Annotated in this window: 9 protein-coding genes; 2 read left to right on the top strand and 7 right to left on the bottom strand. The window is 48.8% G+C overall.

Annotated features, from left to right (window positions below):
* Nucleotides 1–148 precede the first annotated feature (148 nt).
* Nucleotides 149–904, top strand: a complete 756-nt coding sequence (sanA, locus tag Dpoa569_RS10745; protein ID WP_042870160.1) for an outer membrane permeability protein SanA — start codon at nt 149–151, stop codon at nt 902–904.
* Here the strand turns inward: sanA and yeiB are convergent, their stop codons facing one another.
* Nucleotides 905–2,053 (bottom strand): DUF418 domain-containing protein YeiB, encoded by a 1,149-nt coding sequence (gene yeiB, locus Dpoa569_RS10750; protein ID WP_236614461.1) that lies wholly within the window; start codon nt 2,051–2,053, stop codon nt 905–907.
* 11 nt (nt 2,054–2,064) lie between these two features.
* Between yeiB and Dpoa569_RS19440 the strand changes: the two genes are divergently transcribed.
* On the top strand, nt 2,065–2,214 hold the full coding sequence (locus tag Dpoa569_RS19440) for a hypothetical protein (protein WP_164837095.1): 150 nt from the start codon (nt 2,065–2,067) through the stop codon (nt 2,212–2,214).
* Here Dpoa569_RS19440 and folE read toward each other — a convergent pair.
* The 6 genes from folE to Dpoa569_RS10780 form a co-directional block, all read right to left on the bottom strand.
* Nucleotides 2,202–2,870 (bottom strand): GTP cyclohydrolase I FolE, encoded by a 669-nt coding sequence (folE, locus tag Dpoa569_RS10755; protein WP_042870158.1) that lies wholly within the window; start codon nt 2,868–2,870, stop codon nt 2,202–2,204. The two genes, Dpoa569_RS19440 and folE, sit on opposite strands and share 13 nt — an antisense overlap.
* 250 nt (nt 2,871–3,120) lie before the next feature.
* Nucleotides 3,121–5,172 (bottom strand): phage head-binding domain-containing protein, encoded by a 2,052-nt coding sequence (locus Dpoa569_RS19610; RefSeq protein WP_050569435.1) that lies wholly within the window; start codon nt 5,170–5,172, stop codon nt 3,121–3,123.
* 407 nt (nt 5,173–5,579) lie between these two features.
* Nucleotides 5,580–7,253, bottom strand: a complete 1,674-nt coding sequence (locus Dpoa569_RS10765; protein ID WP_042870156.1) for a methyl-accepting chemotaxis protein — start codon at nt 7,251–7,253, stop codon at nt 5,580–5,582.
* A gap of 404 nt (nt 7,254–7,657) precedes the next feature.
* The gene (locus Dpoa569_RS10770; protein WP_146411329.1) at nt 7,658–9,322 is read right to left on the bottom strand and encodes a methyl-accepting chemotaxis protein; all 1,665 of its coding nucleotides are present in this window, start codon (nt 9,320–9,322) and stop codon (nt 7,658–7,660) included.
* Nucleotides 9,323–9,842: 520 nt separating this feature from the next.
* Nucleotides 9,843–11,414 (bottom strand): methyl-accepting chemotaxis protein, encoded by a 1,572-nt coding sequence (locus Dpoa569_RS10775; protein ID WP_407643794.1) that lies wholly within the window; start codon nt 11,412–11,414, stop codon nt 9,843–9,845.
* A 697-nt stretch (nt 11,415–12,111) separates the two neighbouring features.
* Nucleotides 12,112–13,740 (bottom strand): methyl-accepting chemotaxis protein, encoded by a 1,629-nt coding sequence (locus Dpoa569_RS10780; protein ID WP_042870149.1) that lies wholly within the window; start codon nt 13,738–13,740, stop codon nt 12,112–12,114.
* Nucleotides 13,741–13,914 lie beyond the last annotated feature (174 nt).

A 13,914-nucleotide genomic window follows, 5' to 3' on the forward strand; every position in this document is an offset into this window, starting at 1 on the left:
CACCCACCCACGATTATGCCCAAAAAATCAGCAATGTTTGCCACTTCCAGACAGTTCGCCTTGCGTCACTCAGGCACCTCAAGTAGCCTTGCCTCATGACTATCTACGCCATGATGACTTTCTACTCCATGCGGATGAAGGCAGCAGCATGTGGAAACGACTGATATTTGGCCTTTTTGCCACAGTTCTGGTGATGGCCTGCAGCGCATTTCTGCTTGACCGCTGTATTAGTTGGCGAACCGCGCCTTATATCTACGAGGATGTGCAAGACTTGCCGCCGCGTCAGGTCGGGGTGGTGCTGGGTACAGCCAAGTATTACCGTACTGGTGTTATCAACCAGTATTACCTGTTCCGTATTCAGGGTGCGATCAATGCTTATAACAGCGGAAAAATCAGTTATTTGCTGCTAAGCGGCGACAATGCGCAGCAGAGCTATAACGAGCCGATGACCATGCGGCGCGACCTGATCGCTGCCGGAGTTCCTCCCACCAGTATCGTGCTGGATTACGCCGGCTTTCGTACTCTGGACTCCATCGTGCGAACCCGCAGGGTATTCGATACCAACGATTTCACTATTATTACCCAGCGGTTTCATTGCGAACGCGCGTTGTTTATCGCCCTGCACAAGGGCATTCAGGCGCAGTGTTTCGCAGTGCCTTCACCCAAGGATATCTGGCAGGTACGGTTGCGGGAATTTGGCGCCCGGCTGGGCACCCTGTTCGATCTTTATATCCTCAAGCGTGAGCCTCGTTTCCTGGGACCACAGGTACCCATTCCATCTGAATATAAAATTTCGGATGATGAACCTAGCTATCCAGCGGTACCGCCAGAATTCATGAACGAGCAGGATTCACGCGTAGAGCCGCCGTTACGGCAGAAATCATCCACGTCGTCTTCCCGTTAATCACGGCTCATTTGCGGACTGCGCTGAAACCGGCCCCGCTACCTGTGCCGTCAGCCAACGCCATAACCACTCTACTGGCCCTTGTCGGAAAATACCCAGCCAGATACGCGCTGCCAGCAAATTGCACAGCCACACCGGTGGCACCACCAGCAATAGCTGCCAGCGTTCCAACTGCATGAACCAGCCAAAACGATTAAACAGCGTAGTGCAAATCAGGGTTTGTAGCAGATAGCTGCTTAACGCCATACGCCCGACATTCACTATCCAGCGGGTCAGCCGCCAGTTCGCCAGTACCGGCCAGAATCCATAACACAACGCCAGATACGCAATCGCCTGCAGCGGTGCCCCCACTTCTCGCGGAATTTGCAGCAATAAACCGCACCAACGATAGTCCCACTGCAGTTGCCACTGAGCCATGATACCCAACCCGTTAATCAGCAACGCCAGCGGCAACAACCACAGTGCAACACGGCGGTAATGGCGCTGACTAAACTGCCCCTTCAACCAACCACTGCGCATCAGTGCTGCACCCAACAGCATCGACCCGGCCAGCAGCCAGCCATACTGAATGCCTAATGACAGCAGACTTTCATTCAGTAGTGACAGGCGGTTACGCCAGGCTTCAGCCCCCCCCTGAGTCAGCCACCAGGCTTCATAGGTCACCTCGGCTGGTCCCGGTTGCCAGAAATTCCCGCCGTCCTGGCTCAACACCTGACTCAACACCACCAGCATCGCCAGACCCATCAGGTACAACACGACGCCGGTACGCAGCAACATGCGAGTGCTGTCGGCATGACGCAACATGCCATAACACACCAGCCCTATCAGTCCATAGTCCAGCAGAATGTCGCCGTCCCACAGAAAGAGACTGTGCAGCAGGCCACATATCATCAACCAGAATAACCGGGCATGAATCCAGCGCTTGCCGCGTTTTAGCAGCAGTTGCAGTCCGGCGCCAAACAGCAGTGCAAACAACGTAAGAAATTTCCCCTGCGCCACCATATCCATCAGCGCCCATGTCCAGGCATTAGCGGTAGATGGCGGCCCTTGCCACGCCGGGTTGAGGTACGCAGCATGTGGCAAGCCGAACGAAACAATGTTCATCAACAGGATGCCAAGCATCGCCAACCCACGAGCGAAGTCCAGCATAGGGATACGAGATGAAGAATGAGGTGGTGGTGGCATGGTTTTTAGCAAATACAGGGACGTATTCGCGAATTGTAGTGACTGATACGGCAAATGCCCATGATTTTCTGGCGGTTGCGGTTAACCGCCAGAAAACGAGCAACAATCATACTCAGTTGTGGTGATGACGCACCGCGCGCAGAAATTCCTGACGGGTATTCTGGCTGGATTTGAACAAACCGCCCAGCGAGGTGGTGGTAGTAGCACTGGTGGCATCACGAATACCGCGTGCCTTAACACAATAGTGCACCGCGTCAATCGATACTGCCACGTTGTTGGTGCCAAGCAACGTCTGCAATGCAACCAGAATTTGCTGAGTCAGCCGCTCCTGCACCTGTGGGCGCTGAGAGAAAAATTGCACGATGCGGTTGATTTTAGATAACCCAATCACGCCATCTTTCGGGATGTAGGCCACCGTCGCCTTACCATCGATAGTCACAAAATGGTGTTCGCAGGTGCTGGTCAGCGTAATGTCGCGCACCGTCACCATTTCGTCTACTTTCATCTTATTTTCGATGATAGTGATCTTCGGGAAGTTGGCGTAATCCAGACCGGAAAAAATCTCTTCCACATACATTTTAGCAATGCGGTGAGGCGTTTCTGCCAGACTATCGTCTTCCAGATCGAGGTTCAGCAGGTTCATGATTTCCGTCATGTGCTCAGCGATGAGGCGCTTACGGGTTTCACTCTCCAGCATTTTGCCGCGCAGTGGGGTTTCCAGGCCACGCGCCAACAATGCTTCGTGAACCAGAGCTGCTTCTTTTGTTAATACAGCCGACATTTTTTTCTCCAGCAGGTGTCTTTCTGTCTGACGTTGCCCGGAGCCAACGTAGCCCACAACTCTAATGGAGAGCCTGACGATTATCCAGCGATTGTGATAGCTGGAGAGAAAAAATGAAAGCAAGATGATATGGGTGTCTTGCACTAATTTTTCGATCCACTACCACATCCATCCCGCTCACGTCGCTCCTTTACGCTGCAATACGGCACAGCTCGTCACATTACAGCGCGGTTGTGTCACGCAATATTAGCTATATAAACACGTATTGCGGTAGCAGCGCATCTATTTCGCCTCTCGTAAAATCAGTTGCCGCTCTACACAATCCCGTGTCGCCTCTATTTAGCCTGTATGCGCAGACATAAACATCTACTGTAGATGATGCATCTATGCGCAATTCAACTGAAAGCACGGCATCGTCATTATCTGTGCGAGACGCGTAGAATGGAATTGTGAATTCTTGAAAATCCCCTCCATTAATTGTTTCTGCTGACGCCGCTAACGTAATTACTCCTCCCTGATACTTACATTTTACCAAGACGATCACAGAAACCGTGGTACTAGATTTAGCTAAGAATTGTACGGTTGCTGTTCTGCCAGAGATATCTGTATAACGCGGGTTTTGCCACTCAAATCCGCATGATGTGCCTGCGGTTACTGTCATTGCAGCATAGTTTTTAGACTCTCTATTTTTTTGATACTGATCGCCCGATGCATATCTTGATACGCTAAACGTTCCATTTGAATTAATGAAATAGTTGCCAAATACATTCATCCTTCCGTTTTTAACAGTAAATGAATCAGGCCCTCCAGATGCTAGATTTCCGTTCAGCGATTTTATGAAATTCCCATTAACATCAATTACCTTAACAGCATTATTGGTTTTGTTTATTAACGGCATTCCGCCTGACGATATATTACCGACATAAATTGACTGACCAGGAACATCGTTAACTTCAATAACTGGCGCATTGACATTAGGGTTTGTAATGGTAACGTCGTCAATTACGAGATCAATAATCGCTACCGTGTTATTTCCGGCAGCGATCAGCCGATTCGACTGTTGTGAATGATTATTGAAATAGATATTTTTTATTTTTATGCCATACATTGGCATTGTTGACATAGGTGGCTCTGCATCTTTATCTCCGATAAGTATTTGCTTTCCACCTCCAAAAAAACACTCAGCATATAGGCCGTCTATACAGCTAAATGCGGACGGATATTGTAAAACAACAGCGTTTTCAGCATGTTCACAAGCGTTATCTCTGATAATATTGAATACAGCGCTTGCGGTTAACATACTTCCACCAAGCTCTGATCCACCAAACCAAACCTTATTTCCAGTAAAAAGCAACCTGCTATTTCCACTGCGTCGTATTGATGATTCCCCACCGTCATCTATCGCTTTACAGAAATTTCCTTTTTTATCTGTGTAGTCTTTAAATATGCTGTTCGATACGGTGGGCCACCAATTTTGCCCTTTGAAATTAATTGCATATTTTGATGGCTCTCCATTATTTATGATGCGCACATTTTCTATCACGGCGGTTAATCCAGTGAATGGCTCAAATGTTGCAATTTCCGGAGTTCCGCCAATCGCTGTGAAGTTTTTTAACCGATAGTTGTCCTGTGAAAAATTAGCAATTTGTGTAAGTCCATTTACACCGAGTTTAAATATCACTCCTGATGAAGGGACAACATAATCAGATGTTGATGAAAAATCTATAATAACCGGAGATTCAAACGTATAGTTGCCAATGGTTTTCCCATCATCACTAACCGGATTATAATGAACTTCCCCAGAATATGTGCCTTCTTTTTGCATAGTTGTTATGTGACCTACATAACGTCTCCATGAGTTATCGAACTCGCGTTTATTAAATTCTAGATATTCATCTAATGTCTGATCACCCTTTCCTATAAGGTAGGTCCCAGCGCTGGAAGACAGGTCGATTCTTAATTGATCCGGTTCATACTTCAGAACGTTAGGGAAATAAAATTGCTGCTCATTGTAGGCATCGTAAATCGCCATCGAATGACCTTGAACGGTAACGAACTTGGCAATTTGCTCGTTGTATACCGGATAGCCGCCAGCATTAATAACGATTGGCTGTGCTACTGGTACGTGGCTGCCATCCTCGTTTTCGACATAGACCTGAATCTGATTGGCTGGGATGGTTGGATCGGTATCAATGGCTCCAATGTAAATCTTACCGTTGGCATTAGCCTTGAACGAATGGGCAAGAGAGAAATATTGAGAAGGCATTGATACAACGATATTAGGGATAAGTGAATCCGCCATTATTTATTTTCTCCGGGCGTTAGTAGTCACCGAGGACATTACTAACATCGCGGTTTGTTAATCAATGAGGGGCAGGTCAATAGCTGCGTACACAACAAACACAATTTATAACCCATGGTCATTTGTCGAATGTGACTTCACGCACTGGTCGAGGCGACGACCAGTATTCACCTGAATCTATCGGCGGAACATGGGGCAATATTTTACGGCGTGCCGCTATGCAACACAGACGGGCATACGAGACAAAAAACACATACGCATGTTGGGAGCTTCGACTGGCGTCAATCCGAGCTTCATTGCCTCGTAGCAAGAGCCACATCAGCACAGGTGGTAGACTCACGTTGTCACAACGACACGCCCTGCCGCATTCATGACACACGAATACGGCGGGCGGCAATGCAACAGGATCAGAATTGCTCCCAGTTACCTTGTCCACTGGTTTTATTTGCTGGTGGTAAGGCAGGCGTTGTTCCCTTGGACGATGAGCGCTTTAGTGCCATGCTCATGTTTCCCGTCGCAGAGTGGTGCTCATTGCCAAGATGGAACACTTCCACTGCTTGCGTCAGTTGTCGCGCCTGCTCTTCCAGCGAGGCAATCGCCGCCATCGCCTGTTGCACTAATGTCGCATTCTGCTGGGTCACACCGTCCATTTCATTAACGGCCTGACCGATTTGCGAAATCCCTCTGCTCTGTTCATCCGATGCCGAAGCAATCTCACCGATCAAATTACTGACGTGCGATACTGCATTGATAATCGTCTGCATCGCTTCCCCAGCCTGCTTGACCTGCGATGACCCCATATCCACCCTTGATACCGATTCGGCAATCAACCCCTCGATCTCTTTCGCCGCCTGTGCGCTACGCTGTGCCAGACTACGCACTTCCCCTGCCACCACCGCGAATCCACGGCCTTGCTCACCAGCGCGGGCGGCTTCCACGGCGGCGTTCAATGCCAGAATATTGGTCTGAAAGGCAATACCGTTAATTACCGATGTAATATCGGCAATCTTATTGGAACTGGCGGTAATGCTGTCCATGGTCTCCACCACATTATTGGTGATTTTCCCGCCTTGTATGGCTGCGTCAGATGCCTCCTGTGCCAGTTTGGTTGCCTGATGCACGTTTTCCGCATTGTGCTGCACAGTAGAACTGAGTTGTTCCATGCTGGCAGCGGTTTCCTGCAACGCAGACGCTTGCTGCTCGGTACGACCTGACAGATCGTTATTACCTTGCCGGATTTCGGTCGCCCCCTGATAAATCGCCTCAGCGGTATCCCGAATCAGCGAGACGGTATCTTTCAGGCTAAACTGCAACTGTTTGATATCAGGAATAATACGTCCAGCACAGTTGCGACCGAACTCATCCAGATGCTGATCCAAACGACCGGCGATCAGTTTTCCAAGATGCCCCTGGATCGCTGTGATAGGATTCACCAGGTACGTAGTCAGGTAGCGTTCGCTAATAAGGAAAATAAACACACTGATAATCAATGCCAGAATTAAGACATTTCGGGTCCAATTGTTGTATGTATTAACCGTTCCCAGAAAATCAGAATTCGTGACTGCTGCCGTATATTTTTGGGCAACATCACCAAATGCCCAACTGGCTGGCGGATAGACTTTACGAAACACGCTGCGAAAAGCCTCCAGATCATTTTTCTGTAGCGCTGCATACATGGGGTCAATCGCAGTCGAAAGCAGTGTTGACCAGCTTGCCACCATCTCGTCGGTGAGTTTTCGATCAATACCTATCTGTGGCGCCGCTTTAAATTTATCCAATGCACCCTTGCTATTATTTATGGCCGTCAGCGCCATATCCAGTGTCTTTTTGGCATTCTCAGTATCGTTAAACTGCAAATAATCCATCACCCGCGCCATTCGGGTGACAGAGCGAAAATATTGGTCATTACCATAGGTGAGATAACTGTAGGTTTTACCTTGAACCGAGTTATCGCTTAGCAGCAGAGTAACTTGTTTTAATGACAATAAGCTGTATCCAGACGCTCCTCCCCATAGCACCACGAAAAAACCCATAATAAATAACATCATCATTCTTATACTGATATTTCTTAAAAAAGACATGGTTTACTCCCGAATGTTATTTGACGTTTTTCCAGGATTCGCTAGGTAGCAGAGTATGCGTCACCCCCCTAATATGGCAGTCTCCCTATATCAGAACATGCGTATCGTGCAGCACCATCGACGGGATATGTCACCCAGAGAATTAATACCTTAATGTTTTTATAAGCATGGTAATTAAATCTGAACCGGTGCGTTCTGATTATCAGCAAGTATAGGCAGCGATAGAAAAAATGAGATGACGCAACCGTTTATTCGGATAAAAATTGCATCGAATAAAGCACTAATACCACTCAAAACGTTCGGACTACCCCCCCCCTTTCCCAAGGAGATGGTTTAGGGCTGACAATAAAAAATGCACCGGCTAACCGGTGCATTCCACAGTAGAATCAGAGTTGTACTACACGTTAAAAGGTTTCCCAGTCACCATTCGATGAGCGGTCCGGCAGAGCAGCCGCTTTCAGTACCGGACGTTTTAACGCCGGAGCCGCAGTACGCGGTGCGTGTAACGCCGCCGACGTTGTTCCCAGATCGAACGCCGCCACCGCCGCCGCCAGGCTCTGTGCCTGTTCATCCAGCGTTGCTGCCGCCAATGCGGCTTCCTGCACCAGCGTCGCGTTCTGCTGCGTCACGCCGTCCATTTCCGTCACCGCCTGGCCGATTTGGTCAATCCCCCGGCTTTGCTCGTCAGAGGCCGCCGAAATTTCCCCCATCAAATCATGCACCCGCGATACTGAGGAGATGATCACTTCCATGGCGCTGCCCGCTTCACGTACCAGTGCAGAACCGGTATCTACCCGGTTGACCGATTCGCCGATCAGCGTCTCAATCTCTTTCGCCGCCTGCGCGCTGCGTTGTGCCAGGCTTCTCACTTCTCCGGCAACCACCGCAAAACCACGTCCCTGCTCGCCGGCCCGCGCCGCTTCCACCGCCGCATTCAGCGCCAGAATATTGGTCTGAAAGGCAATGCCGTTAATCACGCTGGTGATGTCCGCAATCTTGCGTGAGCTGTCGGAAATACTCTGCATGGTGGTCACCACGCTGTCGGTGATGTCGCCCCCCTGCCGGGCCATCTTCTGCGCTTCTTCCGAAATCTGCCGCGCCTGACGCACGTTGTCCGCATTGTTTTTTACCGTCGAGGTCAGCTCTTCCATACTGGCGGCGGTTTCCTGCAATGCAGCCGCCTGCTGGTCGGTACGGCGCGACAGTTCGTCATTACCCTGCCGGATTTCGCTACTGCCGCTGTAAATGACTGACGAACTGTCATGGATAGTCTGTACGGTATTACGCAGGTTACTCTGCATCGCACGGATATAAGGGATCAACTGACCGGCGCAGTTACGACCAAACTCATCCAGTTCGACACCTAACTTACCGCTGGTCAGCAATTCAAGGTGACGTTTAATCTGACCAAGCGGTTTCACCAGATAATTCACCAGATAACGATCACTGAGGAACAGTACGATGATGCCCAGAATCAACGCAGCCAGCAGCAGTTCCTTGTTGAGGGAGAGGTGTTTTGAGGCCGAAATGATGGCATCGTCAGATTGAATCGCCGTGGCATATTTATCCGCGATACCACCGAAATCTACGCTCAACGGCGGATATTGTTTGCGAAACAGTTGACGGAAATCATCCATCTGACCGTTCTTAAGCGCTGTCAGCATGGGTTCCACGCCGCTTTGCAGCAACCGCCCCCAAGCCTCGCCCATCTGCTGAACGATCTCTTTATCTACCCCGATGTGCTCACTGCGTTTAAACTGCTCCAGCGCCTCTTTGCTATTCTTCAAGGCACTGTCGGCTGCACTCAGTGTTTTCTGTGCATTCTCGGTATCGCCAATCTGCAAGTAATCTACCACTCGCAACATCCGGGTCACTGACCGAAAATACTGATCATTGCCTTTGACCAGCGTAGAGTAACTTTTCTTTTGTGCCATATTGTCATTCAGCAAATTAATCATGCTGCTGAATGAACCCAGCGTGAAGATGGATGCCATTCCCCAAATAACGGTAAACAATGTCAGAATAATTAACAGCATTCGTCTGACGGTAATGTGTCTTAAAATATTCATAACAGGCTCCTGATAATGAGTCGCGCCTTCAACGCTTCCTTAGTTATAGCCACCTGCGTTTGGTGAGTTACCAGTGTAAATAATGAACATTTTTAACAACTGTTCACCTGACGCGTATTGTGACAAGCCAAACCCTGGCTAAACCAAATTATTTCCAATAGAAAGCACTTGACTTTGATATATATTACGGTTCAATAAAACCGCACTGATTTTTATCGAACTATTTTCAGTCTACCATACCCGGCAATGCCTTCATCGTATTTTCACTTCTAAATCTATAGAGTGAAAATTAAGCAAGCCTTAAATGAGAAAAATAAAAATGACCAGGATCGGGCTATCTCATTTCAAGGATTTTATTTCTTTATTACCTCTATTTTTCTGCTTCGAACCAACTACCTCGTCGGCATTCAGCCGAATGCACCGGCAAGTCGGTGCATTCCAGAGGAAAAAATTGAGATACGATGAGGTTAGCGCGTTTCCCAGTCAACGTGAAATGAATGGTCCACTGAGCCGATTAATCCTAGGGGTGTAACGCCAAAGTAACCGTACGTGGCGTGTACAACGCTGCCGATGCAGTTACCAGATCGAACGCCGTTACTGCCGCCGCCAGACTCTGCGCCTGTTCATCCAGCGTTGCTGCCGCCAATGCGGCTTCCTGCACCAGCGTCGCGTTCTGCTGCGTCACGCCGTCCATTTCCGTCACCGCCTGGCCGATTTGGTCAATACCCCGGCTTTGCTCGTCAGAGGCCGCCGAAATTTCCCCCATCAGGTCATACACCCGCGATACCGAGGAGATGATCACTTCCATGGCGCTGCCCGCTTCACGTACCAGTGCAGAACCGGTATCTACCCGGTTGACCGACTCACCGATCAGCGTCTCAATCTCTTTCGCCGCCTGCGCGCTGCGTTGTGCCAGGCTTCTCACTTCTCCGGCAACCACCGCAAAACCACGTCCCTGCTCGCCGGCCCGCGCCGCTTCCACCGCCGCATTCAGCGCCAGAATATTGGTCTGAAAGGCAATGCCGTTAATCACGCTGGTGATGTCCGCAATCTTGCGTGAGCTGTCGGAAATACTCTGCATGGTGGTCACCACGCTGTCGGTGATGTCGCCCCCCTGCCGGGCCATCTTCTGCGCTTCTTCCGAAATCTGCCGCGCCTGACGCACGTTGTCCGCATTGTTTTTTACCGTCGAGGTCAGCTCTTCCATACTGGCGGCGGTTTCCTGCAATGCAGCCGCCTGCTGGTCGGTACGGCGCGACAGTTCGTCATTACCCTGCCGGATTTCGCTGCTGCCGCTGTAAATGACTGACGAACTGTCATGGATAGTCTGTACGGTATTACGCAGGTTACTCTGCATCGCACGGATATAAGGGATCAACTGACCGGCGCAGTTACGACCAAACTCATCCAGTTCGACACCTAACTTACCGCTGGTCAGCAATTCAAGGTGACGTTTAATCTGACCAATCGGCGTCACCAGATAAGCGACCATATAGCGATCACTCAAGAACAGTATGGCAATCCCAGTCAACAATGCAGCCAGCAAGATATTTCTACTCAAGGTGATGTAATATTCTACATTCACAATGGTATTGTCGGACTGGATAGCCGCGGCATATTTTTCCGTCAATTCGCCGAACTCCACACTCATCGACGGATATTGTTTCAGGAAAAGTTGCTTAAACGCATCCATTCTCCCTTCTTTTAGCGCTGCCATCATCGGTTCTACCGCATTACCGAGAATCTGTTCCCATGATGAAATCAGTTGCCGAATCAGCTCATCGTTGACACCGACCTGGCGGCTCTGACTGAATTGTGCCAATGCTTCTTTGGCATTTTTAAGCGCTTCTGCCGCAGAGCCGAGCGTTTTTTGCGCATTGTCCATGTCACCCTGCTGTATAAATTCAGGTATACGCGACATGCGTGTTACTGCACGGGAATATTGATCATTACCACGGACCAGAATGGAATAACTTTTTTTCTGAACCTGATTATCACCTAATAAGCCACTGACATTACCCAGCGAATACAAAGTAAACGAGGAAGCAATACCCCATACCATGGTAAATAGCGCAAGGATAATTAACATCATTCTTCTGACAGTAATATTTCTCAAGAAGGTCACAGCAGGCTCCGAATTATTTTTGCGTGATGAGCACGTATGGGGTTATGGTCACCTGCGTTAGCGATTACCGAATGCAATTAAAAGTATTCTTCAGCACTGCTTATTTATATTAGCATCGTGACAAAATAATCCCTGGTCAAACCGGTAAAGACGGCGTTGAAATTAGCAACCTCATCTATCTTTTTGGTATAAAATATGTCCAATTAAGCAAGTAAAAACCCAGTGCAATTTGTCTATTTTATTGTTCGAAAAAATTCGAACTCCTGACAATTTTCAATTTAAAGATTACATTGCAAAAATTAAGCGAGCCTTAATTTTATTAATTACCAGCATTGAGAATCACTATCTTCAACAGAACGTTGTGCTTTCTCCTTCATATCATTGGTAATTTTTATTTCATAGACCATGCTGATTGTTGCTATTGGTATTTCCGTTCAATTGCAGGTTAAGAACCTCTCACAATAGACGTAATTGGTACAACACGTTTTGACACAAGCAACATGTAAACACCACAGAAATAATAAATAACAAAAATAGTGAGTTAGCCAGTACCAGCCAGAAAAAACCACCTGCATAAAATACAGGTGGTGGGTATTACGATGATGTGGTCAGAGAAACAGCCATCGTGTTCACGATAAACCTCTGACCATGAGTAAGAAGCCGCTCAGCGCAATGACGGCGAAACTAATGCCAATCGTGACACAGGCGGTATACCGCTGGTGGAATAGTAGCGGTTCTCATCTTCCGACAGATTGAATACGGTGACAGCATCCGCCAACTGCTGAGCCTGGAGCTCCAACGATGCCGCCGCCGATGCCGCTTCCTCTACCAGTGATGCATTCTGCTGTGTCACGCTGTCCATTTCCGTTACTGCCTGCCCTACCTGCATAATGCCGCGCTTTTGTTCTTCCGATGCCGAAGCAATATCACGGAGCAACTCATCCACTCCCATGATGCCATTAATGATGTCGCCCATTGCCGCACCGGCTTGCGTCAATTGTACAGAGCCTGCTGCCACGCGCTGAACAGAATCACTGATCAACGCGCTGATATCTTTGGCGGCCTGAGCACTGCGTTGAGCCAGATTACGGACTTCGCCTGCTACGACGGCAAAACCGCGACCGGCTTCACCCGCTCGCGCCGCCTCCACCGCCGCATTCAACGCCAGGATATTGGTCTGGAACGCAATACCATTAATCAAAGTAATAATGTCGTTGATCTGGCGAGAGCTGTTGGAAATTCCAGCCATCATCTCTTCCAGTGCCTTCCCGACTTCACCACCGACAACAGCCCGCTTGGTAGCATCCTGCGCCAACTGGCTGGCTTGTTTCAGGTTATCCGCATTATGGATAACGGTAGCACTCAGTTGCTCCATACTGGCAGCCGTCTGTTGTAGCGCCGCGGCCTGCTCCTCAGTGCGGCTGGCCAGATCATCATTGCCGCTTTTAATCTCGCTGGCACCAACATGCAACGCCGCCGAGTTATCACGAATAACACTCACGGTATCGCGCAAATTGCTTTGCATTTGGCGAATGTAAGGAATCAGTTGCCCGACACAGTTACGGCCAAACTCCTGCAAATTCACACCAAGGCGCCCTTCCGTTAAGGCGCTCAGATGACGTTTGATATCCCCTACCGGTTTAACCAGATAGTTGACCAGATAACGATCACACAGCAATAACATCACTATCCCCAAAATCAACGCAGCACTCAGCACATCTCGGCTGATCGAGGCCAGATGGTTGGCTTTCGTTAATGAGTCATCAATCTGTATCGTCTCACCATACTGGGCCACATTGTTGCCAAACGCCTGCGCCAATGCGGGATAAACATCCAGATAATAATGCTGGTATTCGTCAAAACGACCAGCGCGGCTGGCATTCAACATTGGAACTAATGCCTGGGAAATGGCTTTATCCCAGGAGTCAGCAATTTGCCCTGCCTGCGTAGCGTTAATACCTTCATGACTGGAGGCACGGAAGGTTGCCAACAATGCACGGGTTATATCGAGATTGTTCTGCACTTTTTGCAGCAGTACCTGAACCTGATCGGTATCTCCCCGTTGTCTAAATAGCGTGCTGCGATTAATCAGCGCAATTGACTGGGTAAAAGCTTCACGGCCATTGGCTAAAATAGTGTAATTTTTTTTCTCAATTTGATTGGTATTCAATAATGACTCCACCTTATTTAAAGACACTATGGTGGTAGTCGCACTACCTCCCCAGATTAAGGTAAATCCGGTGAGTATGATTAAAAGCATGGCTCTGATGGTGATATTCTTTAAAATTCGCATCATGATATCCAGATAATCTATTTTTGATTGGAATAATGGCTCATCCACAGCGCGAAAAACGCGATGGCGCCGGAGTGGATAAGGTGTTGCCCCTAAATAATTCGTACACAGGTAAATTGCGACAGAGAGGAACTCCAGGCACTTATAACAGGTAAGTGACCGGGCCGGGTATTA

This window comes from Dickeya poaceiphila, from assembly GCF_007858975.2.
Taxonomy (GTDB): domain Bacteria; phylum Pseudomonadota; class Gammaproteobacteria; order Enterobacterales; family Enterobacteriaceae; genus Dickeya; species Dickeya poaceiphila.